At 55.7% G+C, this 26,622-nt stretch carries 21 protein-coding genes; 5 read left to right on the forward strand and 16 right to left on the reverse strand.

Annotated elements, in window-relative coordinates:
* The first annotated feature begins 75 nt into the window (after positions 1–75).
* The gene (locus EI77_RS02030) at positions 76–1,704 is read left to right on the forward strand and encodes a serine hydrolase (protein WP_133793085.1); all 1,629 of its coding nucleotides are present in this window, start codon (positions 76–78) and stop codon (positions 1,702–1,704) included.
* 6 nt (positions 1,705–1,710) lie between these two features.
* Here EI77_RS02030 and EI77_RS02035 read toward each other — a convergent pair whose 3' ends face one another.
* The 12 genes from EI77_RS02035 to EI77_RS02090 form a co-directional block, all read right to left on the reverse strand.
* On the reverse strand, positions 1,711–3,147 hold the full coding sequence (locus EI77_RS02035) for a sensor histidine kinase (RefSeq protein WP_133793086.1): 1,437 nt from the start codon (positions 3,145–3,147) through the stop codon (positions 1,711–1,713).
* A 4-nt stretch (positions 3,148–3,151) separates the two neighbouring features.
* Positions 3,152–3,802 (reverse strand): response regulator transcription factor, encoded by a 651-nt coding sequence (locus tag EI77_RS02040; RefSeq protein ID WP_133793087.1) that lies wholly within the window; start codon positions 3,800–3,802, stop codon positions 3,152–3,154.
* Positions 3,803–3,809: 7 nt separating this feature from the next.
* Positions 3,810–5,018, reverse strand: a complete 1,209-nt coding sequence (locus tag EI77_RS02045) for an ABC transporter permease (protein ID WP_133793088.1) — start codon at positions 5,016–5,018, stop codon at positions 3,810–3,812.
* A 13-nt stretch (positions 5,019–5,031) separates the two neighbouring features.
* Positions 5,032–5,736 (reverse strand): ABC transporter ATP-binding protein, encoded by a 705-nt coding sequence (locus EI77_RS02050; RefSeq protein ID WP_133793089.1) that lies wholly within the window; start codon positions 5,734–5,736, stop codon positions 5,032–5,034.
* Positions 5,733–7,067, reverse strand: a complete 1,335-nt coding sequence (locus EI77_RS02055; RefSeq protein WP_133793090.1) for an efflux RND transporter periplasmic adaptor subunit — start codon at positions 7,065–7,067, stop codon at positions 5,733–5,735. Before EI77_RS02055 ends, EI77_RS02050 begins: the two co-directional genes overlap by 4 nt.
* 21 nt (positions 7,068–7,088) lie before the next feature.
* Complete coding sequence (locus tag EI77_RS02060) at positions 7,089–8,594, reverse strand: efflux transporter outer membrane subunit (protein ID WP_243838639.1); 1,506 nt, start codon at positions 8,592–8,594, stop codon at positions 7,089–7,091.
* A 30-nt stretch (positions 8,595–8,624) separates the two neighbouring features.
* The gene (locus EI77_RS02065) at positions 8,625–9,308 is read right to left on the reverse strand and encodes a hypothetical protein (protein WP_133793091.1); all 684 of its coding nucleotides are present in this window, start codon (positions 9,306–9,308) and stop codon (positions 8,625–8,627) included.
* 216 nt (positions 9,309–9,524) lie between these two features.
* Positions 9,525–10,571 carry a Kelch repeat-containing protein gene (locus tag EI77_RS02070; protein WP_133793092.1) on the reverse strand — a complete coding sequence of 349 codons (1,047 nt, stop codon included), beginning with the start codon at positions 10,569–10,571 and terminating at the stop codon, positions 9,525–9,527.
* A gap of 91 nt (positions 10,572–10,662) precedes the next feature.
* On the reverse strand, positions 10,663–10,953 hold the full coding sequence (locus tag EI77_RS02075) for a cupin domain-containing protein (RefSeq protein WP_133793093.1): 291 nt from the start codon (positions 10,951–10,953) through the stop codon (positions 10,663–10,665).
* Between the two features lie 77 nt (positions 10,954–11,030).
* The gene (locus EI77_RS02080; RefSeq protein WP_166646971.1) at positions 11,031–12,359 is read right to left on the reverse strand and encodes a GntT/GntP/DsdX family permease; all 1,329 of its coding nucleotides are present in this window, start codon (positions 12,357–12,359) and stop codon (positions 11,031–11,033) included.
* 32 nt (positions 12,360–12,391) lie between these two features.
* Positions 12,392–13,009, reverse strand: a complete 618-nt coding sequence (locus EI77_RS02085) for a GNAT family N-acetyltransferase (protein ID WP_133793095.1) — start codon at positions 13,007–13,009, stop codon at positions 12,392–12,394.
* Positions 13,010–13,080: 71 nt separating this feature from the next.
* Positions 13,081–18,081, reverse strand: coding sequence for a PVC-type heme-binding CxxCH protein (locus EI77_RS02090; RefSeq protein WP_133793096.1), 5,001 nt, complete (start codon positions 18,079–18,081; stop codon positions 13,081–13,083).
* A 538-nt stretch (positions 18,082–18,619) separates the two neighbouring features.
* Here EI77_RS02090 and EI77_RS02095 point away from each other — a divergent pair.
* Positions 18,620–19,618 carry a sugar phosphate isomerase/epimerase family protein gene (locus tag EI77_RS02095; RefSeq protein WP_133793097.1) on the forward strand — a complete coding sequence of 333 codons (999 nt, stop codon included), beginning with the start codon at positions 18,620–18,622 and terminating at the stop codon, positions 19,616–19,618.
* A gap of 98 nt (positions 19,619–19,716) precedes the next feature.
* Complete coding sequence (locus EI77_RS02100; RefSeq protein ID WP_133793098.1) at positions 19,717–20,160, forward strand: hypothetical protein; 444 nt, start codon at positions 19,717–19,719, stop codon at positions 20,158–20,160.
* A 38-nt stretch (positions 20,161–20,198) separates the two neighbouring features.
* Here the strand turns inward: EI77_RS02100 and EI77_RS02105 are convergent, their stop codons facing one another.
* Positions 20,199–21,929: a hypothetical protein gene (locus tag EI77_RS02105; RefSeq protein WP_208300240.1), complete on the reverse strand. Its 1,731-nt coding sequence runs from the start codon at positions 21,927–21,929 to the stop codon at positions 20,199–20,201.
* Between the two features lie 110 nt (positions 21,930–22,039).
* On the opposite strand from EI77_RS02105, the gene EI77_RS02110 reads away from it, so the two are divergent.
* Together EI77_RS02110 and EI77_RS02115 are read left to right on the forward strand one after the other, a co-directional pair.
* Positions 22,040–22,336 (forward strand): pentapeptide repeat-containing protein, encoded by a 297-nt coding sequence (locus EI77_RS02110; protein ID WP_133793100.1) that lies wholly within the window; start codon positions 22,040–22,042, stop codon positions 22,334–22,336.
* A gap of 27 nt (positions 22,337–22,363) precedes the next feature.
* Positions 22,364–23,578, forward strand: coding sequence for a class I SAM-dependent RNA methyltransferase (locus EI77_RS02115; RefSeq protein WP_133793101.1), 1,215 nt, complete (start codon positions 22,364–22,366; stop codon positions 23,576–23,578).
* Between the two features lie 39 nt (positions 23,579–23,617).
* Here the strand turns inward: EI77_RS02115 and EI77_RS02120 are convergent, their stop codons facing one another.
* The 3 genes from EI77_RS02120 to wrbA form a co-directional block, all read right to left on the reverse strand.
* Complete coding sequence (locus tag EI77_RS02120) at positions 23,618–24,514, reverse strand: metal ABC transporter substrate-binding protein (RefSeq protein ID WP_133793102.1); 897 nt, start codon at positions 24,512–24,514, stop codon at positions 23,618–23,620.
* Between the two features lie 76 nt (positions 24,515–24,590).
* The gene (locus EI77_RS02125) at positions 24,591–25,871 is read right to left on the reverse strand and encodes a hypothetical protein (RefSeq protein WP_133793103.1); all 1,281 of its coding nucleotides are present in this window, start codon (positions 25,869–25,871) and stop codon (positions 24,591–24,593) included.
* Positions 25,872–26,003: 132 nt separating this feature from the next.
* Positions 26,004–26,603 (reverse strand): NAD(P)H:quinone oxidoreductase, encoded by a 600-nt coding sequence (gene wrbA / locus EI77_RS02130; RefSeq protein WP_133793104.1) that lies wholly within the window; start codon positions 26,601–26,603, stop codon positions 26,004–26,006.
* Positions 26,604–26,622 lie beyond the last annotated feature (19 nt).

Raw genomic sequence — 26,622 nt, forward strand, 5'->3', positions numbered from 1 at the left:
TAACAAAATGAGGATTCCGCTCTCAAATGAGTCCAGGCTTGCCTAACAGGCAGGGATTCATTTACGGTCATCCTCATGCGCGTTCTGCTGCCTCTGCTGTTTTTTCCCCTCCTGCTTTTAGCCGAGGACAAGCCATTGGCTGAAGTAGCCAAGGAGGCGGCAAAATCCCTCAAAGCAGGGGGTATAGCCACAGCAGAAAGTCTGGACGGAAAAGTCACCTTTGCGGCCTTCAGTTCATCCAGAAAAGATGAGGCAAAGTATGATGAAAACATGCTGTTTGAAATCGGATCTATCACGAAGGTCTTCACAGGTCTGCTGCTGGCCCAGGCCGTGGTGGAGGGGAAAGTAACCTTGGACACGCCGATATCGGAGCTACTCGATCCTGCTTTTACATTTGCGGATCCGCGTATCGCAGCCATCACGCTCAAACAACTGTCCACCCATACCAGCGGACTTCCACGGCTGCCGGACAATCATGGTCAGGGCGTGGTCGGCGACGATCCCTATGCCGGGTATAACGAAAAGTTGCTCTATGAATTCATTGCTAGCGCCAAACTGAAAGGCAAGGCCCCCTATCCCTGCAATTATTCCAATGTGGGTGTGGGACTGCTCGGGCATTTACTGGGCAAGGTTTATGCGATGTCCTGGGAAGAAGCCATCGTTGCTAAAATCTGTACTCCCCTGGGACTGCAGCACACACGGATGACCATCACCAGCCTCAATCTGCCACTCGCCACTCCATATGACGGGGCGAAGAAAAACGTCTCCTGGCACCTGAATGCGGTGGCTGGTGCCGGTGCCCTGCGGGCCACTGCGGCGGATCTTCTTAAATTTGGGCAGGCCATGGCGAAACCGGAGGCTACCCCTCTCGCCAAAGCCTTTGCACTGGCCTTGCATCCGCATGCGGATGCCGCAGGCCCCACCAGTAAAATCGGCTTGGGACCTTTCATGACCACACGCGATGGACTAACTATTTACGACCATGGTGGCGGTACCGGAGGTTATCGATCTGGACTGCAAGTCATCCCGGAAAAAAACATCGTCCGCGTGGTCCTCATCAATAACACCACCCTCGATCCCAATGCGCTGATCCTGGATACCCGCATCGAGCCGCCACGGGTGATGCCCAAGGAGGTCAAGCTCGACGCCGAGGCCCTCAAAGACTACCCAGGGGTTTACATCCTGGACCCCAACGCCCGCTTCACCATCCTGCTGCACAAAGGCCAGATTTGGAACAGACTGACGGGCCAGGCATTTTTACCCATGTTTGCCAAAGACAAGGACCAGTTCTTTTTCAAGGCGGTCAATGCCGAGATCCGCTTCAGTCGTGAAGGAGATAAAATAGTCTCCCTCACCCTCTTCCAAAATGGTCGCGAACTGGTGGCCAAACGCAGCGACTTACCCACGCCGACCATTGCCCTGCATACTGCCGAAGAATTGAAACCCTATGCCGGAAAATATTTTATATTCGGCCTGACCGAATTGAATGTCACCCTGCATGGCCGCACCCTGTATGCTCAACTGTCAGGCCAAGAAGCCGCACCCATTTTCGACATGGGCAGAGACCGCTTCGAATTCGATGTGGTGGAAGCCGCGATCACCTTCACTCGTGACAAGGATGGAAAAATCATTGGCTTGATCCTGGCGCAAAATGGCGGGCAATTCCCTGCGGCGAGGCAAGAGCAGCCTCCCGCCAAGAAATGATACCATTTAAGGCAGACTCACCTCAAAACATGCCCCCTGACCAGGGCTGCTCGTGACCTGAATGCTGCCGCCATGATTTTCCACGATGGCTTTGGCAATGGCCAAGCCCAAACCTGTGTGACCGGAGCTACCCGTGCGGGCCTGGTCGGCACGGTAAAAGCGTTCGAAGATATGAGGTAGATCAGCGGCAGCAATGCCAGGGCCATCATCACGAACCGTGAAGACAGCCTGCTGGTTTTGTGATGAGCATTCAACCGTCACATGACCTCCATACTGAAGAGCGTTCGTGACGAGGTTGCTAAGCAGGATCGATATGGACTCAGCATCGCACTTACAAGGGGTGGGAGAGAGTCTGGATTCCAACCGCAATCCACGTTCTTGAGCCAGAGGCTGGAGATGGCCGATCACCTCTTGCAAAATCACAGCGAGATCACAGGACTGATACCGGGCTTGTGTTTCGTGATTCTCCTGGCGGGCGAGGAGGAGCAGAGCCTCGACCAACCGGCGCATGCGTTGAGCCGTCTCGCCGCAAGTTTGCAGGGCGTCGCGATATTCCTCAGGGGTGCGTTCCCGTTTCAGTATCCTTTGTGTCTCCGAGAGGAGGATGGTAATGGGCGTGCGCAGTTCATGCGAGGCATCGGCAGTAAACTGGCGCTGCCTTTCAAATGCCGCATGCAAACGCTCAAAGGTACGGTTCAGCACCTGGCTGAGCTGACCAAGTTCACTCGCCGTTTCGGTGATATCAATGCGCTCTTCAAGATTGCCTTCCGCGATGCGTGACGCCGTTTTGCTGATGGACTCAATGGGCCGTATCGCACGGCCGGAAAGCCACCAGCCGCCAATCAATCCGAAGAGCCACACGCCGAGGCCGACCGCCAGATGCAGCCACGCCATGCCCTGCATTTCATGCAATTCCGGTGTGATGTCACGTCCCACCACGATCTTCAACCCGTGCACGGTGCTGCGCAAATTTTCACGCCGGCTGTCCACGCCCCGAGCCTCCTCGACCACGTCGTTTTCAGGAATCGGCAGGAATCTCATGTCCGAAGGGGCATTGTCCGATTGTAGGATGATTTTTCCATCTTTGTCCCGAATACTGAAGTAGGCGTAACCAGGCTCTTTGCCGTGAAATTGGGAAGCCATAACATCCGGCAGTTTCACTGGCTTTGTGGTGAGCTTCTGGACAAATTCCGCAAAGGACAAAAAGGGACGGTCTAACTTTGCAGCTGAATTGACCGTATCCACCGGAATGCCCTGGACCGCGTCCATGAGTGACCGGATCAGAGTGCGCTCCAAGCGGCTCAGTTCACGGTCAATCCGCTGGTTTTGGTTTTCCAGGGCGAAGTGATAAGCCGGCCCAACGGAGGCGGTCACGACAAGCAAAAGGAGCAGGCCATGCCAAGCCTGCAAACGCCAGCGAAGGGATTGAAAAAGCGTCTTCATGATTTCAGGTCATGCTGTAACCGTGGCCACGACGAGTCGTGATGACATCCGCCCCGAGCTTTTTACGCAGGTTGGAAACATGCACATCCAGCAGGTTCGACAGAGTGGCGTCATCTTCGTCAAACAGGTGCTCGTAAAGAGTCGTGCGGCTGACCACCTCGCCCCGATGGATGGCCAAAAATTCTAACAAAGAGTATTCACGCGCCGTCAGAGCCACCTCCTGACCAGAGAGCAGGACCAGCTTGGCTACGGTATCTATGACAAGGCCACCGATATCCAACACAGGATGCGTCTGACCCGCCGCACGGCGGATCAATGCACGCAAACGAGCCAAAAGTTCATCAATATCAAACGGCTTGGTGAGGTAATCGTCCGCGCCTTTATCGAGGCCTTTCACGCGATCCTGCACCGTGTCCTTGGCGGTAAGCATCAGGACTGGGGTTTTACAGGCTGGGCGAAGTCGCGCGAGCACCTCCCAGCCATTCAAGCGCGGCAGCATAACATCCAGCACGATGGCGTCATAGCCGTCATTCCTCGCTTTAAAGAGACCGTCTTCACCATCTTCGGCGGTGTCCACCGCATAGTTTTCTTCGCGCAAAGTCGCCGCCAGACTGCGGAGCAGGTGCGGATCATCTTCAATGACGAGGATTCTCATGAGGATGTTATTCGTGGCGCAGAGCCTCAATGGGATCAAGCCGTGCGGCACGCCGGGCGGGCGTATATCCAAAGATAATCCCAACAGCCGTGGAAAAGAAAAAGGCGATTACATTGATGCGCGTATCAAACAAGAATGGAACATCAATGAGCTGAGCCAGGGATACGCAGAGTCCCAGTGCCAAAGTGATGCCAATGACGCCACCGATGGAAGACAGGGTGACAGCCTCCACCAGGAACTGCAATAGGACCTCACGAGAACGGGCACCAATCGCTAAGCGGATGCCGATCTCACGTGTGCGTTCCGTGACCGAGACAAGCATGATATTCATGATGCCAATGCCACCCACCAGCAGGCTCACCCCCGCCACAGCAGCCAGGAGACTCGTCATCATTTGGGTAGAGGAACTCAATGTTTCGGCCAACTGACGCGTATCGCGAATGGAGAAATTATCGTTCTCATTTTGTTGCAGGGTGCGGCGCTGACGCATCAAAGAGGTAATGTCGTCGATGATAATATCCGCATCGGTCCCGTCCTCGGCAGAAATCATAATCTCACGGACATCGTTGGAGGAAGTTCTGCCAATAAGCCGACGCTGCAGGGTCGTCAGTGGCACCACAATGGTGTCATCCTGGTCTCCGCCGAAGGATTGCCCCTTCGACACCAGAATGCCAACGACGGTGCATGAAGCTTTGCCCAGGCGCACCTTCTGTCCCAAGGCGTCTTGAGAACCAAACAGCTCTTTTTTGACCGTGGATCCAATGACGCATACAGCCGCTCCAGTACGGTAATCTTGATCATTGAAAAAGCGCCCTTCAGCAATGCTCCACTTACTGATGGTGAAGTATTCAGGCGTCGTTCCAGTGATCTGGGTCGTGCGCGCATTCTGCAAATAGATGCTGCTGAGGGTTGAGGACATGAGGGGTGCCACGGCAGTAAGCCCTGTGATTTGAGTGCGAATGGCATCCGCATCCTTTTGCGTGAAGTTGGGGACTCCAGAGGAACGCGGTCCGAAACCGGTCCCTGGTCGTAACGTTAGCAAATTGCTGCCCAGATTGGAAATCTGGTTCTTCACCGCCTGGGTGGTGCCCTGGCCCAGAGTGACCATGGTGATGACGGCAGCGACACCTATAATGATGCCGAGCACAGTCAAAAAGGCACGGGTGAGATTTCGACGAATCTCGCGGAGAGCGATAGAAAAAGCGTTCCAGAGCATGATCGTTTATTGGTTAGTCCCGCCGAATGTCTGATTCGATTTGGCCGTCTTTGACACGGACCGTCCTTTTGGCATAGGCAGCCACTTCATCTTCATGAGTGACCATGACCACGGTGATACCTCGGTCCTCATTGAGCCGCGTCAGCAGTTCCATGATTTCCTCGGTAGTGGTGGTATCGAGATTACCGGTAGGTTCATCGGCAAACAACGTGCTGGGTTGAGTCACCACTGCCCGGGCGATGGCCACACGCTGCTGCTGACCTCCAGAAAGTTCCGCAGGGGTGTTGCGCAATTTTGTGGGTAATCCCACTGAGGAGAGGGCTTCAACAGCCCGTTCACGCCGTTCTTTTTTGGAAATGCCACGATACAGCAGGGGCAGTTCGACATTCTCCAGAGCGCTCGTCCGTGCCAGAAGATTGAAGCCTTGGAAAATGAATCCCAACGCATGACGGCGCAGCAAGGAGCGCTGCTCTGCATTCAATGTCTCCACAGCGATACCCTGATACAGATACTTCCCGGAAGAGGCTGTATCCAGACAGCCTAACAAATTCATCAACGTGGATTTACCGGAACCACTAGGCCCCATCACCGCGACAAACTCACCTTTGTTGATGGTCAGGTCCACACCTCGCAGAGCCTGAAAGGCCGCATCCCCATGGCCATACGTTTTGGTCAGACCATGCAGTGAGATCAATGATTTTGGAGATGCCTCTTTCATGGTTTTGGAATGCTATTGGCCCGGGTGATAACAGCCATGCCTTCGCTCAGCTCTTCGCCCGAGATTTCGGTAAAGCGACCATCTGAAAGACCGACTGTGACAGGAACCGCCACAGGCTGTCCATCGCGCAGGACCCATATCTGGGAGCGCCCAGATTTTCCTTTACTTGGCGCGGGGCCATCAGAATCACCGGGGGGACGAGGCCCACCGCTGCCAGAACGACGAGGACTAGGAATGAGGCTTTGCACAAAGGATTTCTTTTCGCCACCCCCCATGGCAGGGTGTGAAGATGAGACCGAAGGATCAAACCTCAGAGCAGCAGTCGGGACGATCAGTACATTCTCACTTTGCGCCACATGGATGTCGGCAGTGGCGGTCATCCCTGGACGCAGGCTGAGATCTTTGTTGGAGACTTCGAGCTCAGTTTCATAAGTCACCACATTGTCCGTCACGGCGGAGCCATATGAAACGCGAGTCACTTTGGCCGAATAAGTCCGCTCCGGCCAGGCATCCACGGTAAAGGTGGACTTTTGGTCCTTTGCCACACGTCCAATGTCAGCTTCAGCCACGGCCACTTTCAACTTCATGTGCTCCAGATTCTCGGCAATGACGAATAGCTCTGGGGCTGTGAAGCTGGCTGCCACGGTCTGCCCCGGTTCCAGGCTGCGTGTCAGCACGATGCCATCAATAGGAGAGCGCAGAACAGCATTTGCCTGGTCACTTTCATTGGCCTTCAACTCCGCTTCTGCCTGCTCGACTGAGGCTTTGGCACTGCCCAAATCTGCATTCGCACGCGCCACCGCAGCCGTGGCTGTCACCATATCCGCTTTCGAGGGCGTACGCCCTCCGCTGAGTTTATGGAGTTCCTGAAGGCGGGCCAAGGAGGCTTCATTCTCCGTCAGGGTGGCCTGCACTTGGCTTACCTTTGCTTTCGAGGAATTCACGGCAGCACGGCTGTTGTCAATGTCCTGCTCCAGCCGACGAATGGTGATCTTAGCCAGCTCCTGCCCCTGCTTCACCCGGTCATTGATGTCCACATACACTTCCTCAGCGTTACCGGAAAGCACACTGCCAATAGTAACTTCATTGGTGGGTTCCAGATTTCCTGTAGCGGTGATTGTTAGGCTGATGTCACCGCGATTGAGCGGCTCCGTTACATAGGCCAACGGAGCCACGGCTGGCTGGCGCATTTTGCTCCAGACGAAATAGCCCGCTGCCATGAGAGCGACAAGACCGATGGTCCAGGCAATCCATCTGAGTGAGGATCGTGTTTTTTTGACGCCGATGAGCGTGCTTAGATCATCGGAAGGAGTGGCTGTCAGTGTTTCCATAAACGTGGGGGATTTGAGAAATTAACCTTGGCTGGACCAGCCGCCGCCTAGGGCTTTGTAGAGCTGGATGTGGGCACTGGCACGGTCGCCAATGGTGGCTGTCTGCTGCTCCTCAAGGCTGAGAAGGGTGCGCTGTGTATCAAGCACTTGTAGAAGATCCACCTGACCTGCTTCATAGCTCTGGCTGGCAAGGGTCGCCGCTTCCTTGGCGGAGGCCACGGCACCATTCAAAGTACTCAACCGCTCTGCTGTACGGTTCACTGCAATGAGAGCATTCTCCACTTCTGAGAGTGCTTGTAAAACCGTGGACTCATACGCTATCAGCGCCTGTTTTTCCTGTGAACTCTGAATATTGATTGTTTGGGTGATGCGACCTGCATTGAAGATGGGTGCAGAAAGGTTACCGAGGACACTGGCAGCGGCGACTTCTGGAGAAAACAGACTGCCAGCTTTAAGTGCATCCACCCCCAGGGATCCGCTGAGACTAAGGGTCGGATAACGCTCTCTCTGCGCCGATTTGGTTCTGGCCACTGCGGCCTCCACCCCACGCTCTGCCGCCCTCACATCTGGGCGTTGGCGCAATGTGTCTGCTGGAATGCCGATGGCCAGCATGGAGGGTGGTTGAGGAATGCGACGTGCTTTGGCAAGCATCGAATCCAGTGAGCCGGGTGTCTTCCCTGCTAGCAGAGCAAGGCGGTTCTTTGTCTGCGAGATCGTTTGCTTTAACGTGGGAAGGGTGGCCCGTGCCTGTTCCAGAGTACTTGCTGCCTGCTGTGTTTCAAAGGTGGTACTCTCACCCGCCTCCTCACGCCAGCGGGTGATCTGGACAGTGTCGCCCCGGGTAGAGAGATTTCGTTGATACACTTCAAGTTGGGCTTCAGCCGCACGCAAGTCCACATAGGCCTCGGCCACTTCCGCTGCCAGCGTTACCTGGGCACCATAATAATTTTCTGTGGTTTGCGCGAGATCCGCAGACGCCGCTCGGACGTTCTGGCGGAGTTTGCCAAAGAGGTCCAGCTCCCAGCTCACATCCACAGAGGCTCCATATCCCTCACTGGTGGAGACGCCGGCCAGCTTGCTGTCGGTACGTTCCCCCCGACCGGAAGCACCTGTACCTATAGACGGGAAAAGAGTGGATTTTTCCACACCCCGGCGGGCACGCGATTCGTCAATCCTGGCCATTGCTGTGCGCAAATCTGGACTGGATTGCAAAGATTCAGCGATGAGCTGGTTCAATACCGGATCGTTAAAACGCTGCCACCACTTGGCCAGCGCACCCGTGTTCAAAGGGACGGATGATGAGCCTTTCTCCTGCCACTTGCCGGGGACGGCCAAATCACTTTCATGCCGCTTGACGGAGGTACAGGCCGCCACAAAAAAAGCGGCCGCCACGCTTGGCAGACAGCGTAGGAGACAGGGGAGGATCTTGAGATTCATGGCGCACAGGTCGTGGATGTGACCTGGCTGCAAGGTATCCCGACAACCTTTAGAAAACATGAAGAGGCGGAAGAAAGATGAAAAAATCATCCTGCTTCCGCCTCAAGTTGGTTTGTGATCTTACTCCGTCTTTTTCACCGTCCAGTACAGCGAGGCGCTGTGGCTGCTGATGGCGAAGGGCACCCCGTTGAAGAACCCTGGAAGTTCTTCGGAATAACGGGCAACGGTGAGCAGGTATGGGCCTGGCTTGGACAGATCGGCCACACGGACCAGACCTTCGGCATCAGTCACCAGCTTCTGCTCATCCCCTTTAGGAGCATGTAGTCCCACCTCAATGCCTCCTAGAGGCTTGCCACGGAAAAAGACACGTGCTTCACCAGGCTGGCCGGTGGGTACGATATCCAGGGTCATGGTAGGCTTTCCCTCACCCGCACCTTCAGGCTGCCAGCGGCTGTAGAAGATCGGTGCACGGGCAGGCTTGTCCTCATGCAGTTTACGCACTTCAAAATGCGCCTGTGCAAAAGCGGGCTTGGCAGCGGACGCCTTGCCCAAGAAAAACTGGTCCTGCTTTTTGACGACGTCGAAAATCTCCGGCTTGCCCTCAGCATTGAGGGTAAAACCGGAAACCAGGGCAAATGAGTCCAGGTGTCCAGGGGAGACTTCGAAGTCTTCACCCCATTCGGCAAAGCGCACACAGAGTTGATCTCCCGGCAGATTCTCGATCCAAACGGAGTGGGCAAAAGCAGCGGAGGGCAGCCAGGCGGTGAGGCTAACCACAAGGTAGAAAAGGATGGGGCGGAACATGGTAATATTATTGTTGGTTAGACTTTTTCTTTGAGATGGAGCAGGCCTTGTCGATTGGCTCCTCGGCATGAATGGCAGCCGTGAAGGCAATGGCCACGCATTAGCGAATGAGTAACATTGGCCGGAAAGAACGTTTTTCATGGGACTCTATCTAAAGCCTTAACAGGCAGATTCACCCGCCACCTCTTGTCACATCCTGTCGTTGGTTTGCGACGGTTACTTTTTCTGAACTGATTTACCTTGAAGGTGCTCAGGCTCACTGCCCGTCACATTCTCATCAGGAAGCACCGGGCTGTCGGCACTGGGCAGCACAATGCTTTCCGGGGCCGCTTTTTTTCCATCGCGACTTTCCCCACCTATCGCAAAAAGCCTGCCCGCACCACCGGGGACCAGTCTGTGAAAAAACCGTGGATGCTTTAGTTTCACCACACTCACCCATTCATTATTTCGTAACTCCAGCAGCATACCGGCAGCACCACTGGCGAAAAGACGCCCTTCATGAGACACGGCAGCAAAGCCAAACCCGCCCAGCTTGTCCTGAGGCAGGGGCGGGCCCTCGCTCCATTGTCCGGTGGTTGTATCCAGGACCGAGACGACAGGCGTCAGTTCATGGTCCTCATTCATACCACCGATGGCATAAACCTTCTTTCCAGCCGCCTGGACGGCCAGCGCACGCCGTTCAAAGGGTTGCGGATGCGACTGCCACGTGCTGTCAGCTTTCGACAGATCCAGCGTCAGATAAGTGTCATGCCATTTGGCCTCGTTGGCCTTCTGGTTGTCTCCACCCAGCGCCCAACCGCCGATCACATAAAGTACATGGCCCACCAACACACTGTCATGGCTGGAACGACGGTCCGGCATTTTCGGCAGGGCCTGCCATTTTTTATCGCTCGGCTCATAGCGGGAGACCGTATCGCTGGACCAGAGGTCCTGCTTTTCCCCTTTGGCATTGCGGGCCGCCATCCCGCCGATGCGCAGTACGCCTTTATCCGTAGCGATGAGGGAGGCCCCTTGGGCAGGCTCATCAGCCTGTAGTTTCTCCCATTTCTCCAGCCCTGGCTGCCAGTGAAAAAAGTCTCCATGTACTTCCTCGCGGCTGTATTTATGCCGGGTGCCGCTGTGTCCTCCGTAAAAATAGACATTGCCAGCCTCCGTGACGGCGGCTCCAAAACTGGCGACTGGCAGCGGCAGATCCGGAGGAACATCAGCCCCGGCATAGACCGCTAGCGGCATCAAAAGAAAAGCCAGGATAGAAGTTTTCATTCAATGATGATGAGCTAAATGTTAGGCAAGAACAGTCAAAAAGCGCAAAAGAAAATGCCAAAGACTGCCCTTCTAAAACGTCCGCGAACGGTCAAGTGGCCCTGGGTTTCAGCAGGAGCATGACATCGGCTTCACTGCTGGTAAAAAGGCGCAAGCCACTGGCCTGAGGCACTTCGACCTGATCCCCGGCCCTGAGTTCACGCTCACGGCCATCAATGCGTGCGCTCGCCTCACCAAAGGTGATGATGACGGTGGCATCTTGAGGGAAAATGGCCTCGAAACACCGACAGCCTGTTTTTAGCCCCAGCAGATGCGCCTGCACACAGTCATTCCAGAACAAGCAGCGGTGGGCATGATTACCAAAGTCAATGTTCCGTCTCATGCACAGATCATCGCGCCTTCTTGCAGCCAGTGCTGTGGCGCAATTGCGGTGCTTTGACGGTGAAATGATGCAGGCGATTAAAAAACCATGTCCAGGCCCCAGGCGACAAATAGTCCTGTGATGCCCACGAGGGTCTCCGTCACAGTCCAAGTGCGCAGCGTCTGGCCCACCGTCATACCGAGCGTTTCTTTAACAATCCAGAAACCGGCGTCATTCAGATGGGACAGGAACAATGAACCGCAGCCAATGCCGACGACCACCAGTTCCGGGTTCACATCTGGATTCCCAATGACCAAAGGAGCCACTAGGCCGCTGGCAGCGGTGATGGCGACCGTCGCCGAACCGGTGGCGACTCGCACCAATGCTGCACAGACCCAGCCAAACACTAAAGGAGGCAAATGAGCCGCCGACGCCATCTGACCAATGGCATCGGCTGCGCCACAATCTCTGAGCACACGATTGAATCCACCCCCACCGCCGACGACGAGCAGGGTCATGCCCACAGCGGCGATGGCCTTTTCACCAATTTTAAGGGCCTCAGTGCGGGAAAACCGAAAAGCGACGCCGGCAAAGATGACCGAGATGCCAAGAGCCAATGTCGGATTACCGATGACCGAAGTAAAATTTCGCACAGGATGCCCCTTGGCGAAAAACAGCTCCGCCACGGTCTGGCTCAGCAGCAACAGGATGGGCAGAGCTAAAGCAGCACTGGTAATGGCAAGAGATGGCTTCTCACGGCCAGCCACGCTGGGGTCCACGGGAGGTGGCTCAGGCGTTTCCACATTCACATGGCGCACGGCCCAGCGGGCAAAAATGGGACCGGAAACAGCTGCCACCGGCACAGCAGCCAGCAAGCCCCAAAGAAGCACTTTGCCCAAGTCCGCCCCCAAAGCATCCAGCGCCACCACAGGCCCCGGATGCGGAGGCATGACCCCATGCATGATCGAAAGCACTGCCAGCATTGGGATGGCCAGCTTCAAAAAGGGTTCTTTTGTCTCACGGGCAAGTGTGACCAAGATGGGGACCAGCATGACCAGCCCGACCGCAAACCAAGTGGTGAGGCCGATACATAAGGCCAATACCATCAGGCACCAGTGAACCCGCTTGGGACCAAAGAGGCGGATGAGGGCCTTGGCCAGAACTTCCGCCCCGCCCGAGGCAGCGAGCAAACCGCCCAATATCGTCCCCAGTCCCAGTACACCCGCAATGCCACCCAGTGTGGCTCCCATGCCATCCTGAAAGGAAGTCATCGCCTTTGCAGGCCCCATCCCCGACCCCAGCCCAATGACCAACCCAGCCATGAGCAAGGCCAGAAAGGCATTCATCCGCAACCAAGCGATGAGAATGATGAGCACGGCAACAGCCGCAACAGAGAGAAGGAGGAGGTTGATGGATTCGGGAGTCACGGCGGAAAGAAAGACAGAAACGTGCGGGCTGGTCAATCCTTCAGCGTCTTTTCTTCATTCATCCATTCTCGCACCTGGGCCAGACGGACGCGTAGGCTGTTGCCCGCATGGCTGTGTTCCAGCAAAGACTCGTCCAGAATGAGTGTCGTGATCCAATGTCGTGGTGCCTCCTGCTCCATCGCCCCAAGCGCATCCCACCATGCCCGCATGGCCACATTTTCATGCAGCACATGACCGACAAAACGCGTGATACCGAGCGTCAATGCATGCTGCCAGATGACCGCCAGTAAAAGCGTTGCGACACCCCGCCCCTGAAATTCGTCGGCTACTGTAAAAGACACTTCCGCTGCCTGCGTATCCTCTTTTAACCGCCAGAAGGATGCTCCGCCGATGCCAGGTATATCCTCCCGTGTCTGATGTCGCGCGACCCAGGCCACGTGATCCTTCTGATCTGGGGAGCAGATTTGGTCTATCAAACGCGGATTCAGTTCCCGCACACGCATCCAGAACCGAAAGTACCGTGCCTCCGGTGAAAGACGGCGAAAAGCCTCCGCAATGAAATCCCGGTCCTCAGGCCGGATGGACCGCACACTCAAAGGCGTGCCGTCCGCCAAGGAAAGACTGAGCTCGCGATGAGGGTCGAAGGGCATGGCACATCCTGGCCCAGGCAACAAGAGTTCTCAAGATGATGCATTGCTACATCAGTAACCATAAGGTCAGACTACTTTCCAGAAGCCCACCTAGCAGCATTGGTCAGTATCTTCTTGAAAGCCTCCAGGTCATGCACACGCTCATCATGCCCCAGAGCAATTCCAACGATCCGGGCCGTCGGATGTTGGGTGATCCAAATACTGGGATGCGGCTTGTTAAACTTGTCGCTGGGACTTGTCTCGGCCAGCACCTCAATGGGGGACGTGCCTGCGGGAGTCTTTTCCGGCTCCGCATTCACGTAATAGAGTTCATCCTCCACCTTGAAACTGGCAGGCACGCCTTCCATGATGGGGTGCGCCTTGACGGTTTTTACATCAAAAGGATGGATCTTGTCATGACCGCGTGCGCCACCACCGACGATCTGCGCGTTTAATTCCGGCCAGGTGGCATAGCCATACCAGGTGCCAGGGTGAAACATGATGATCCCCTTCCCTGCGGAGGCGAAGTCCATGAGCGCCTTGCGATAAGCGGCGGTGTCGAAGAACTTGCGGTTCACGCTGATGATGGCGACATCGGCATTGGCCAACTCAGTAGCCGCCTGATCGCGGTCTTCGGTATAGTGGACACTGAAACCGGCGTTCTTCAGGGTGACCACATCGGTCGTTCCGAAAAAGGTGGCGAAGTTATGCGATGAACCGCCCCCAATCACCAGCACCTTAGTTTTGCCAGCCTCCCACTGGGGAGAGTTGGCCGGAACCAACGGACCATCACCTTTGCCACCAGTCTTAGGCTCCTGTTGTTTAGTCCCGGCTTTAGCCGGTGCATTGATTCCGCCTGAAGACGGGACTACAGAACCCATGCCCGGGCCTTTCCCTTTGCCCTTCTTTGGAGCACCTGCCTTTGGCTGAGGTTGAGGACGTGTCGAGGTATCCGTGCTGCCTGCGGCGGGGCCTTTGCCCTCAATGTCAGCAGTGATGGCGACAATCACAGGAGCCGTCGGATTTCCTTCGGGACTCTCAAGCAGGAGCGTTTTGACTACCCCCTTTTTACTCAGTTCAATCGAGAGCAAGCGCATCTGCTGTCCATCCGTGATGCCTGGCACAAACTTGGAACCTGGGACTTCAACATTGCGGACATAGTCTGAAAAATGCACTCCATTGAGGAAGGTGAACTCTTCTTTCTCGCCGCTTTCATAAACCACCGTGGCCTTCAGGGCGGGAACTTCTGCCTTCACCGCAGGCCAGCCCCAACCGGAGATGCCGCTGAGCAATTGCAGGCGTTTTGTCGCCACATTCACCGGCACCTCCACCTTGTCAGGGTAGGTTGAGCTTTGGCTCTTCGGCGGACCACCTTTGAGTACAATCAGGTTGGCTCCGGTGGCGTTTTTAGAAGCGTCTTGAACAAAGAACGGGACGTTTTCGATCTGCAAGTTGCCATACCTGGAAAGCCTGACTTGGCCCTGATTAGAAGCAGGTCCGGCGAAGATGCCCCCACGGCTGTCGGCGGTGTAAACATCCGCCAGATGCAGGATGCGAAACTGCTTCATCGCATCGCCACAGATGTAGGCAAGGATGTCACGCAATGCATCCGGGCCGAGGGCTTCCAGACCTTCTGGCATGAGGCTGCGACGGGTGTTTTCTTTCTTCTCAATGTCAGTCTTCGCAATCTCTCGCACTCCTACCTGCGTGGCCAGGGTGACGGTGGCGCTGTTCTCACTGGTGACGACACCCTGCAACGCTTCACCCTTTTTCGTGATGACGTTAAATGCCCAGAAGCTGGGGTCCACCTCGCGGTTTGGATCCACAATGTGAACAAGCAATTCCGCAGGCCCATGGGCACCCATACCATCAAGAGGCGGGCCCACAGGAGCACCGATGTCTCCCAGCTTATGACACACCGCACAGGCAGCACTGAAGAGCATCTTGCCATTGGCCACATTACCGGGCTTTTCCACTTCGGGTATCAGCTTGGCAATGATGCCATCCTTGGCAGCATTGTTGATTTTAAACAGTTCGTTAGCCTCGCGGGCGATTCCCTTGTTCGGATGCGAGCGCATACGAGCGATGTCCCCCGGAGCGAAGTCGGTGACCGGCACCAGGCCTTTCTTCACGCTGCTCAGGACCTCGCGGGTCCACTCGGGACGCTTGATCAGGACTTCAAAAATGGCGGCCTTCATTTCCGGCTCCACATCCACATAGGCATCCATCAGGCGTGGGGCCACATAGGCATCTGGGCGATCTCCTATCAGACGAATGATGCCAAGGCGATACTCGGACGTATTGGCAAACTCTTTGTTAGCTGCGGCAGGATCCTTTTTGCGATCCAGTTCCATAGCTGACTCCGCGATAAAATCATCGGCGCTGCCTCTTCCACTCGCGCCCAGCAATCCCGCCACAGCCGCCAGACGATCCTGCACCGGAGCGTCCACGTCCTTCATCAAAGCCATGAGCTTTTGAATGACGGCCTTTCTTTCCGGCTGAAGTTTGTTGTCCGCATCCAGCTTTGCCACCAGGGGCAAGGCAGCAGCGGCTAGCGATGGCTGGGCGAGCAGCTTTTTCAGCGACTCTGTCAGAGCAGGCGTAAGCGCCGGAACATCTTTCAGTTCCTGGGCAATGCCGCTCAGGATGGTGATTTTCAGGTGGTCAGCCGAGGCAGTCGCCGATGCGCAGAGGGCGATCAGCTTCTCCGTATGGGCAGGCAATGCGGAAGGCAGCAAAGCGGTGATCAGCGGCTCGACTCCAGACAGGCTTGAATCAGCCAAAGCGGCTTCAATAACCGTCAAGGGCTGGTCCATGCAGGCGGCGATGAGGGCCGAGCGGGTCCAGTCATCCTTGGCTGCGGAAAAGTCCTTGAGCGCTTGGGTGCGGCCAGCCGAAGACTCCACAGCGGCAGCCGCGGTCTCATAAGCTTTCTCAGCCGCGCTCCCCTGAGCTTTGGGCTCCGCATTTGCACGGTACGTCACAGCTTTGGTGACCTTCTTCGCCAGCTTGTGCTGCACCTTCCAGATGCGACCGTAATAATGATCGCGGTCTGGACGAACGGCGGCGTTGGCGGGACCATGGGTGGGGCCGCGAGTATCATTGTGGATGATGGCCTGGTTGCAGAAGTCCACGACGTACAGTGCGCCATCGGGACCGGTGCGGACCTCAATGGGACGGAACCACAGATTGGTGCTGCGGATAAATTCGGTCTGCTCGCGGCCGGGTTCGCGATGCGCCTTATAGGTGACGCCATCCGGCTCCACCATGAAGTGGCTGACGATGTTCAGCGTCGGCTCAGTGGTGAAGTAACCGTAGTTCCACTTCTCTGGCCAGGCCCCGCCTTCATAAATGGCGCAACCCGCAGCGGCGGTGTAGCTCCCCACTTGGTCGATCTGCACATAGGCCTGTTGTTCCCAGTTCATCGCGGGGTGGGCAGGTTCTTTTGGCAGCATGCCGTTCGTGCCCATCACGCCGGGCAGCTTGCCCTTGGCCAGCACATATTCTGGCAGGACCACATGGATGAAATGATTACCGCTGGTGGGCTGGGTATAAAATACTTCACCGCCCGCAGTGATGTCTAGCCCCCAAGTATTGCCACCACGTGAGGCATACTGCTCAATGGCGCTGCCATCTGGTTTGAACCGGACGACGCCTGCACCGATGGGGCCGAAACCTTTGCCGCCATCGCCCGACCTTGCATCCTCCGTGCTGGAATAACCATGCGTGGCATAAACCCAGCCATCCAGGCCCCAGCGCATGTTATTGATGACGGCGTGCGTGTCACGGTTGCCCAGATTGGTGTAGAGCTTGCTGCGTTTGTCGGCCTTGTCATCGCCGTCAGTGTCTTCAAAGAACCAGATGTCCGGTGCAGCGCAGACAATGATGCCGTTTTTATAAAAGACACTGCTGGTGGCCAGTTCAATCTTGTCAGCAAATACCTGCTTCTTGTCCATGACGCCATCTCCATCTGTATCGGTCAGGATAGAAACACGGTCCAGCGGCTCACGCTGATATTCGCCCGGTTTGATCGACCCGGAATCCTTCCAGGCTTCGACATTGGACTGACGTAAACCGTTAGGATACTCAGGTGTCTCAACCACCCAAAGCCTGCCTTTTTCATCCCAATCAAGGTTCATCGGTTTATTGATGAGCGGCTCGGCAGCGACCAGGGACAGCTCAAACTCCGGATGGATCTCCAGATGCTTTGGCATCTCCTGCGGACGGGGCACACCGCCTTCGGCATAACGTAAAGCATCGCCGAGTTCCTCCGGCTTGCACAGCTCATCCACATTCGCCCGCTTCCCTGCCCAGGCGATGCCGCGCAGGATGGCGGTGCGCAGACCTACATGACTGAAGTTTTTATACCAGTGACCGGGGATGCAGGTAAAGGCGCGGTAGTTAGCCTTCTCGTAAGTCCACATCTGCGGCTGGATGTCATAGATATTCACCGCCTTCTTTTTGGCCACCGCCTCAGCTGCCCGCTGCTGGGCTTCCTTGTTTCCCTTGCCTCCAGTATCGGCGGCTTTCGGTGTGTAAGCAGCCGCCAGAATCTTCACCTCAGGCAGCATGTCCATGTCATAATAGATCTCGTCATCGAGGTCGAAGTTGGAGATGTCCTGCGTGATGGGATTATCACGATCCGTGAAATACAGGCTCATCGGTGCTTCCAGCCATTTCGTGCGGCTGAAATTCCACGAACCGCCAATGATCGACTTAAACCAGTCATGGTCTCTTGAAACGGCAGCGGCATGGATGACGACAAGGCCCCCGCCACGCTGGAGGAAGGTCATCAGGTTTTTCCGCTGCTCTCCAATCTGGATGTTGCCGGCCTCCTGGGCATGCAGAATGAGCACGTCGGTGTTGTCGAGCTGCTCTTTGGTGGGAAAATCCAGGCCGCCGCTGGCTTTAGCCCCGCGCTCATTGAGCAGGGGCAACCAGTCTTTGAGGAACTGCTCATGCTCATGAGCCCCTGGGGCATGAGTTTTTTTGCCCCCGCGTATAAACACGCGGAGGGGATCCGCAGCGACGGACAAATGCAGAAAGGCGAAGGATGAAAGCAGTATAGCTGCCTGTTGGAGAAATCGCTTCATGATGGTGATTGATGCTAGGCTATAGCAACGTCCGCTGTGAAGCCCCTTCTAAGCACGGGGGACTATCGGGAATGCACATGAAACCCGGAGAGCTCAAATGGGGAAATTGGGACGATTCTACTTTTATCCCCATGTGGGGAAGAATCGTCATTATAAGTTGATAATCAATGGATTGGGATGGGGATTTCCTGGGGATTTAGATCCCCATGGAGTTCTTGAGAATGAGGCTGCAAGAGATTTGTGACCGGCAATGCAAGGCATGGTGGGAAAGAATGCAGGTGGGTGAGTGGCAGCGGAGCGGCGACTTTCCGTCAAACTGCGCAGGGCAGTGTCCGGGACTGACCTCAACGGCGCAAGGAGCTAGCCCCCCTACTTAGACGAAGTCGGGAATAAAGTTTCAGTGGAGGCCCCTGGCCATTCCAGCGAAGCCAGGGCTGACATTTCGATTGCCAAGGCTTCTGTGCTAAAGACAATTGCCATACGTCGTTTTCGTTTTAATCGACCTCATTCCCCAACCAAACCCCAACCTCACATTCCTATGGGCAGACCCGTCACACTCTTCACCGGCCAGTGGGCCGACCTCTCCTTTGATACCATGCTGCAAAAGGCCAAGGCCTTCGGTTATGACGGTGTCGAGCTCGCCTGCTGGGGCGACCACTTTGAAGTGGCCAAGGCCGATCAAGCCTACTGCGATGCCAAGCGCGCCGCTATCAAAGCCGCCGGTCTTCAGTGCCATGCCATTTCCACCCACCTAGTCGGCCAGGCAGTATGCGATAACATTGACGCCCGCCATGCGCAGATCCTCCCAGCGGCCATTTACGGCGACGGCGATCCCGAAGGCGTGCGTCAGCGCGCTGCTGAGGAGATCATCAAAACCGCGCATGCCGCCAAGCGTTTCGGTGTGAATGTGGTGAACGGCTTCACAGGCAGTTCCATCTGGCACTTGGTGTATTCCTTCCCACCCAACCTCCCCGGCCAGATTGACGCCGGTTACGCCGACTTTGCTAAACGCTGGATCCCCATCTTCGACGAGTTCCAGAAACTCGGCGTTCGCTTTGCCCTCGAAGTCCACCCGACCGAAATCGCCTTCGATATCTCCAGTGCTGAGCGCGCTCTGCAGGCTGTGGATTACCACCCTGCCTTCGGCTTCAACTATGACCCCAGCCACTTCGGCTACCAGGGCGTGGACTATGTGAGGTTCCTCTACAAATTCAGCGATCGCATTTATCACGTGCACATGAAGGACGTAGCCTGGAACCTGGGCGTGGACGCTGGCGTCTTCGGCGGTCACGTGGACTTCCATAAACCAAGCCGCTACTGGGACTTCAAGTCCGTGGGCCGTGGCAACATCAACTTCGAGAAGATCATCCGCGCATTAAATGACATCGAATACGGTGGCCCCCTCAGCGTCGAGTGGGAAGACGGTGCCATGGACCGCGAATTCGGTGCCACCGAGTCCGCCGCCTTCGTCAAGAAGCTCGATTTCCCGCCCTCGAAGATCATCTTCGATGCCCAGTTTGCTGAGAACAGCAAGTGAGATACAAGTGATCCCTCTCCGGGAGGCACCTTATGCCTTCCGGGAGGGTTATAGGTTAAGTCGTGCCGATGGACTTATACGAGCCAACGCCTGGAGCGATGACTGAGTTTTTCAGACTTCGTCTGGCATGCCGCATCTGCTCGCTCGACGAGATTGAAACTTGGGCTAACAACCAAATTGGCAATCTTGAACAACCACCCTTTCTCCTCTGTGAACTGGCCACTGCATCCCAATTGCAGCGAGCAGACGTCATCAATGCACTGATGTGTTATCCTCGGTCCACCAAAGAGAAAGACTCAGCATGGCTTCTTCTGTGTCGATTTCTGTACACCGATTTGTCGCAAGAACACAGAGGGGTAGAAGAAACAATAGCCGCGCTCTGGACTCTAAAACAATTACACGAGATTCCCGGCCATATAGAGAGTGAAGTTGCCTGGGTAGAAGACGCATTGTCCCTGGCCAGGGACGGAATCTATGGCGCAATGGAGGATGTTACCACAAGCACGCTGACAATGCTAAGGCAGCAATTTGAAAGAGTGTGAATGGGCTCAAGCTTAATATTTGAGAGCCATAAATCGTCCTACCCACCCTTCTTCAAGCTCGCAATGGCCGCCACCATCACCCGGGCGAAGATGTAATTTTGCAAAGGGCGTTTGCGGAGGGATTCCACCTGCTGGGCCCACAGGCGTTCGAGTTCGGCGGTGGCCTCCGGCGTCATCGCAGCAACGGCGGTGGTGAGACCGAGGGTCATGGCATCAATGTCCCGGCGGATCTGCACCTCATCCAGATCACCGCCGAAACGGCGGGCGAAGTTTTGCGCCATCTTTTGCGCGGCAGCTTTGTCTCCTTTATTCACCAGAACGAGCAGCCGAGCGCACTCCATATAAGTGACCGAACTGCGGCGCTGGGTCTCGGCGGAGAAACGGATGGCTTCATCCCATTTCTGCACCGCATTGGCAGCCAGTGACAGCGCGTAGGTGTCATAGGTGATTTTGGGGTGCATTTTGAACCTCTCCTCCTGCCGGGCCATGGCCAGGCTGACACTGGCCGCCGCCTCAAGGGGCTGATTCAGCGCCATCTGACAGGCAGCCAGATCCATGTAGGACTCAATGCCGCCCCACTCCAGCTTTCCTTCCGTGGCACGCTTCTGATTAGCGGTGAAAATTTGCGCCGCCTGGGCATAGTTGCGCAGGCCAAATTCGGCTGCCCCTAGCGCCCTGTAAAAAGCATAGGGAACGCGAGCATCCCCGCCAGGAGGCGGCAGATGAGGAGCCACTTCGGCCAGGGTGGCCTTTGATGCGGCAAAATCGCCCATCTCCCCCTGGCTCTCTGCGAAGTCCGTGCCGATCTCCAGCAGTTTCGCCTTGTCACCGCCGAAGCCGGATTTCGCCAATGCATAAGCACGGGCGTGCCAGGCGGCAGCCTGGTCATAGCTGCGTTCGTATCCACGAATCTTGCCTATTTCATTGTGCGCGTAGAGAACCTGCTCAGACGATTCGCCATAGACGTTGGCCGCATTGTACAGGGCATATTGCTCCTGCGCGTAGGCCAGGGCCGGATCGCCAGCCCGGAGCAGCGGACGGTTAAAATGGGCCGTGCGATGCGCAAAGTCCCTCATCTTGCTCTGCCCAGTACGAAACATCCCCACCAGTTCGGTTTTTACCCCAGTGCCCAAATGCTTTCCGCTCAGGTACCAGCCGCCGGGGCGGTGACGTGAAAGGAGCACAAAACCAGCTTTTTTATCCGGCAGCTTCAATCCCAGCGCATGAGGGTAAAAAGCAAAGCCCTCATTGACGGCCAAGACCGCACCACTGTCGTCCAGCACCTCCATCTTGTCCGCTTGCACGCGCATCTTTTTCCAGAAAGGATTGTCTTTAAACGTAGCTTCCAAAGGAGGATCGGCAGCCCCAGCAGGGAGTTTCACAGGAACGGTAGCACCAGCGATGTCGAATTCGCTGATGTCATTCATGTTCGCCAGCACAAAGGTCTTGAGGTCTTCCGAGAAAATGAAAAGAGCCATGCCTCCGTTGTTATAGTCCACACGGATCACGCCTGGCTCCAGAATGCTGACGTTCTTCAGCGTGCCGAAGACTTTGTTATCCCCGGCCAGCAGTTCAATCTTGTCCGCATAAAAGCGCAACCGCGGATAATTGGTGAAGGAGCACTCCCAGGTGGCATTGCCCAGCCCTGTCATGAAGGCTTCTTTGCTTTGGAGGTAAGGTGGCTGTTGGGCATGACCACACACTGGCAGACCGGTCACCATCAAAACAGCACAAACCCAGATGGGCACAAAGGGTGATAAAAGTCTCATTGGTTAGGCGTGATTACTTGCGGCAGGTTTTGAATTAGAGGTTTCGTAGATTTTCGTCAATCCTGAAGCTCACCTCTCCGTTCTTAATCAATTCCACCCCACTCATAACAGTGAACTCAAAAACTGAAAATGCTGATCTTTCCGGCACAGAATTGATCAATACCAATCTCAGCGCTGCTCAATTTCTCGATGTCAATCTGGCTGGAGCCCGGTTTGTGGATGTCAGCCTAGCTAACGCCCGTTTTGAAGACGTGGCCCTGACAGGGGCCATGATCCGCAACGCTAACTGCTCAGGCCTTTCCATCGAAGGAGCCAATTATGAGGGAATGCTTATTGAAGGCATTCTTGTGACTGAACTCCTGCGTGTTTACGCCGCCAGCCTGCCTCAGGGCCACACCCCCGTTTGACCTCCCTCATGGCTCTGCTACAGAGTAATGATGGTCCCTCGCAAGTTTGTCGCCCACCCCTTTGCCTATCACCAGGAGCTCGATGTCCGCATTGATAACCTGACGAATGAGGGCAGTGGCGTTGCGCGGGTCGATGGCTGGGTGGTTTTTGTGCCCTTTGCCCTCCCAGGGGAGCTGGTGCGCTGCAGAGTCTTCCGCAATCACAAGAATTACAGCAATGCCGACCTCGTGGAAGTTTTGGAACCTTCCTCGGAGAGAGTGGCCGCCCCCTGCCCCCTTTTTGGCACCTGCGGCGGCTGTCAGTATCAGCACCTGGACTATCCTAAACAGATTGAGTGGAAACGCAGGCAGGTGGAGGAACTGCTGAAGCACATGGCTAAGATCGAGCACCCCGTGCTGCCCGTCATCGCCTCCCCGAAACAGTACGAATACAGGTCCAAAATCACTCCCCACTTTCATAAACCCAAGGCGGGTGAAATTGGTGCCATCGGCTTTCTCCGAGTGGGAACACGCAACGCCATGGTGGATGTGGAGCAGTGCCCCATTGCCATGCCGCAGCTCAATGAGCAATTAACCGTTGTTCGTGCCCAAGCCCGTGCCAATCAGGATTCTCTCAAAAACGGTGCCACCCTGCTGATGCGCGCCGCCGTCAATGGAGTGCTCACCAAAGCAGATCAAATTGCCATTGAGCAAGTGGGGGATGTTAAGTTCGAATTTCAGGCCGGTGATTTCTTCCAAAACAATCCTTTCATTCTGGCGGACTTTGTCGGTTATGCCGTGGATGAGGCTAAGTCAGCGGGTGCCCGCTTCCTCGTGGATGCCTACTGCGGCAGCGGTCTGTTTGGCATCAGCGCCGCCCGCCATTTTGAAGAAGTCATCGGTGTGGAACTCTCCGAAAGCGCCGTGCGCAAAGCCGCCCACAATGCCGAGATCAACGGATTGTCGAACTGTCGCTTCCTGGCTGCGGATGCCCGTGAAATTTTCAAAGAGGTGCCCCACCCCGGACATGAGACGGTGGTCATCATCGACCCACCGCGTGCCGGGTGCAGTGAGGAATTTCTCCAGCAGCTCTTCGCCTTTGATCCGAAGCGCGTCGTGTACATTTCCTGCAATCCTGCCACCCAGATGCGGGACTTAGTACTTTTCACCGAAGCCGAATTCAAGCTGGAGAAAGTGCAGCCTTTTGACCTCTTCCCCCAGACCAAACACCTGGAATGCGTGATGACCCTCAGCCGCGCATGAGGTGAATCGAAGTGATGCGGGCGCTTCTGCCTACCTCACTTACTGCCCGCCGAGCGCCGCCACAATCGCCCGCACATTGTGTGTGAGCATGGCTTCAAAGGTGTGCGCATGCACAGAAGTACCATCCGCCACCAATGCCTGACCGGTTTTGACGCCAGTGCTGCGCACGATCTCCGTCAGCACCTTTGGGTTTGCCTGATCTTCCGGAAAGACGGCCTTAATCTTGTTGTCACGGATCGCCTGGATGGTCTGGGCGATGTATTGCGCCGAGATGTCATCACTGCGGCCGATGCCCAGCATGGGGATGGTTTTGAAACCATATTCTTTGCAGAAGTAGCCGAAGGCAGCATGCGCCGTCACCAGTTTGCGATCACTGCGCGGGATGCGTGCGATTTCCTTCTGCGCCCAGCTTTTGAGCTGCATGAATTTGACGCCCGCCGCCTTCGCTCCCGCTTCATAAGCAGCCCCGTTGGCCGGGTCCACCGCGCTCAGTTCATCCGCGATGATGCGTGCAGCTCGCTTCATGTTTTCAGCGCTATGCCACCAATGAGGATCGATGCTGCTCTTCGCATGAGCCGGACAGCACACAAAAATTTCGTTTGATGGGTCCAGCAGAAGCGAGGGGATCGGCTTGCCTACTTCCACAATTTTAACTCCACTGCCCACACTGTCCCGCAGCTTGTCCAAGTAGGTTTCCAAATGCTTCCCACAGGCCAGAATGAGGGGTGCCCCGCGCATGGCCGCAATGTCCCGGGCCGAAGGCTCAAAATGGTGGACATCACCGCCCGCCTTCAGCACTTCCACCACTTCCACATTGGCTCCGCCCACCTGCCGGGCCACATCCGCCAGGATAGGATGCAGGCTGGCGACTTTGACGGCGGCTTGTGCGCTCATGCTCAGACCGAGAAGAAGCAGGATGGAGGCAAATGTTTTCATGGCGGAGAAAAAGTGGGTGCCTTGTCCTCAAGGCACCAGGAGTAAACGATTGTTAATGCAAAATTGTTGCCTCTAATCACCGAACTTCAGGACCACCCCAGTTAAAGCTTACCTGAGCCCAGACTGCATGGTCAGTTCCACGCTCGTTGGAGTTATCATAGTTGTATTGTAGGCGGAAACGCAAGGTGCGGGCATCATTCGCATACCAAGTAACCCCAGGGCTCACACGGAAGCGGGCGTCCTGGTCCGTTTCATAGTTTCCAGCTACATATTCGCCCCGCAGTCCAGCTTCCAAATTATTCCCCAGGCCATACAGAACACTTAAGTACGCACCAAAGTCCTGCTGTGTATTCGGGTCGCGGCCTTCAACCAGTTCATCTTCCACTTTGTAGCGATTGAACATGGCCTCCGAGCGCACGCGCAGATAGCGGCCGCCGGGATCATAACCGTTTTCGCGCCACTGGTATTCAGCATGCACCCCGTAGATGCTCGTGCGATAACCCGATTCATTGTCCGCCCAGGCACCGGAGACACCGCCGCGGAACTGGTGGAAGTCATTGTAGTTGTAAACGTTGGTCCAGTTAACCACGGTCATGAACTCACCCTCGGCAAAGTAGGACTCTTCCGCAGCATAGCGGGCCGCATGTTCATCCTCATGCTCGTGGCCATGTCCATGCTCATCATGGCCAGGTGCCACCCCCAGAGCCACATCAAACTGGGAAGTCCAAGGCAGTGGCGCCACCCAGGTGATCTCTCCCCCGATGGTGGTCATTGAGTCTTCTCCCAGCATCCGTGTATTCACCAAATACTGGTCAATCCAATCGAACCCGTGCGGGTGATAGGTATTCTGAATGCCGAAGCGATTGTAAACCCGCCCTCCACGCACCTCAAACCCACCCGGCAGATTTTTGAACTTCCAGAACACTTCTTCAAAGATGGGGTCGATACGGCTGTCAGCCACTGCCGCCGCGTAGGTCACAAAGAATTCGTTGTGGTCATCCAGTCTTCCCGAAAGGCCAAACTCCACATTCTGAAAGGTCACCGCATCTCTTGCTTCTGGGTCGTGATGCCCGGTGCGCAGTTCGCCTTGATCAATGCTGGAAGTGCCAAAGGCCATGTCCAAGTGCACATGCGGAAAAATTTTGTCCGCCAAGCTCACATCCAGTCCAGTCAGCCAATCCGCATCTCCATCCATCGGCAGCACAACGGGCGCCGACATGGCACTGAAGGTGGAATACGCATACTTCTGCTGTTGCTGCGCTTGAAACTGAGCCGAAGTTTGCGCCTGGAGTCCTCCAGAAACTAGAAGGCCAAAGGCGACGACGAAGATGGGGGGGAAGTATGCGGGAGGCTTCATAACGCCTCAACTATGGCAATCGAGTTGCATTAACGTCAAACGTTTTTACAATTTTTTTGCGTTAACGAACGATTGGAAACATAAACCCTCTCCTGCGCCAGGAGAGGGTTTTTCGCGGAAAGGTTATCTGGATCAGGCGTTTAGCTTCGCCGTGATTCCTGCCACGTGTTTGCCTTGAAACCGGGCCAGTGACAGCTCCTTTTCACTTGGCTGACGGGAGCCATCCGCACCTGCGATGGTCCCCGCGCCATATGGACTGCCACCACGCACTTCGCTGATGTCCGTCAGTTCCGGTGCTGAATATGGCAGGCCCACATAAATCATCCCGTGATGCAGCAGCGTCGGGATCGTCGTCAAAATGGTGGATTCATTTCCTCCGCCAGTACCCGTGCTGGTGAAAACACTGCCGACCTTGCCAATCAATGCCCCTTTGACCCACAGGCCGCCGGTTTGGTCCCAAAAAGCACGCATCTGCGCCGTCATGTTACCGAAGCGGGTAGGCGTGCCAATAATGATGGCATCATAATCTGCCAGCTCTGCAGCCGTAGCCACAGGTGCGGTTTGATCCAGCTTGCCACCCATCTTTTGAATGACTTCATCTGGCAGTGTTTCAGGAACGCGTTTCAACGTAACTTCCACACCTTCAACACTGCTGGCACCTTCGGCAACGGCCTTGGCCATGGTTTCAATGTGACCATAAGTGGAATAATACAGGACGAGGAGCTTGGACATGATGTTTTAGAAGTTGAGG

This window comes from Prosthecobacter fusiformis (assembly GCF_004364345.1).
Classification (GTDB): Bacteria; Verrucomicrobiota; Verrucomicrobiia; order Verrucomicrobiales; family Verrucomicrobiaceae; genus Prosthecobacter; species Prosthecobacter fusiformis.

Excerpts from the sequence above, each read along its gene's own strand:
- EI77_RS02115 (WP_133793101.1), top strand. The coding sequence starts at position 22,364 with ATGATGGTCCCTCGCAAGTTTGTCGCCCACCCCTTTGCCTATCACCAG.
- EI77_RS02095 (WP_133793097.1), top strand. The coding sequence starts at position 18,620 with ATGGGCAGACCCGTCACACTCTTCACCGGCCAGTGGGCCGACCTCTCC.
- EI77_RS02100 (WP_133793098.1), top strand. The coding sequence starts at position 19,717 with ATGACTGAGTTTTTCAGACTTCGTCTGGCATGCCGCATCTGCTCGCTC.
- EI77_RS02090 (WP_133793096.1), bottom strand. The coding sequence starts at position 18,081 with ATGAAGCGATTTCTCCAACAGGCAGCTATACTGCTTTCATCCTTCGCC.
- EI77_RS02045 (WP_133793088.1), bottom strand. The coding sequence starts at position 5,018 with ATGCTCTGGAACGCTTTTTCTATCGCTCTCCGCGAGATTCGTCGAAAT.
- EI77_RS02055 (WP_133793090.1), bottom strand. The coding sequence starts at position 7,067 with ATGGAAACACTGACAGCCACTCCTTCCGATGATCTAAGCACGCTCATC.
- EI77_RS02060 (WP_243838639.1), bottom strand. The coding sequence starts at position 8,594 with ATGATTTTTTCATCTTTCTTCCGCCTCTTCATGTTTTCTAAAGGTTGT.
- EI77_RS02085 (WP_133793095.1), bottom strand. The coding sequence starts at position 13,009 with ATGCCCTTCGACCCTCATCGCGAGCTCAGTCTTTCCTTGGCGGACGGC.
- EI77_RS02030 (WP_133793085.1), top strand. The coding sequence starts at position 76 with ATGCGCGTTCTGCTGCCTCTGCTGTTTTTTCCCCTCCTGCTTTTAGCC.
- EI77_RS02075 (WP_133793093.1), bottom strand. The coding sequence starts at position 10,953 with ATGAGACGGAACATTGACTTTGGTAATCATGCCCACCGCTGCTTGTTC.
- EI77_RS02125 (WP_133793103.1), bottom strand. The coding sequence starts at position 25,871 with ATGAAGCCTCCCGCATACTTCCCCCCCATCTTCGTCGTCGCCTTTGGC.
- EI77_RS02105 (WP_208300240.1), bottom strand. The coding sequence starts at position 21,929 with ATGAGACTTTTATCACCCTTTGTGCCCATCTGGGTTTGTGCTGTTTTG.
- EI77_RS02070 (WP_133793092.1), bottom strand. The coding sequence starts at position 10,571 with ATGAAAACTTCTATCCTGGCTTTTCTTTTGATGCCGCTAGCGGTCTAT.
- EI77_RS02120 (WP_133793102.1), bottom strand. The coding sequence starts at position 24,514 with ATGAAAACATTTGCCTCCATCCTGCTTCTTCTCGGTCTGAGCATGAGC.
- EI77_RS02050 (WP_133793089.1), bottom strand. The coding sequence starts at position 5,736 with ATGAAAGAGGCATCTCCAAAATCATTGATCTCACTGCATGGTCTGACC.
- wrbA (WP_133793104.1), bottom strand. The coding sequence starts at position 26,603 with ATGTCCAAGCTCCTCGTCCTGTATTATTCCACTTATGGTCACATTGAA.
- EI77_RS02065 (WP_133793091.1), bottom strand. The coding sequence starts at position 9,308 with ATGTTCCGCCCCATCCTTTTCTACCTTGTGGTTAGCCTCACCGCCTGG.
- EI77_RS02040 (WP_133793087.1), bottom strand. The coding sequence starts at position 3,802 with ATGAGAATCCTCGTCATTGAAGATGATCCGCACCTGCTCCGCAGTCTG.
- EI77_RS02035 (WP_133793086.1), bottom strand. The coding sequence starts at position 3,147 with ATGAAGACGCTTTTTCAATCCCTTCGCTGGCGTTTGCAGGCTTGGCAT.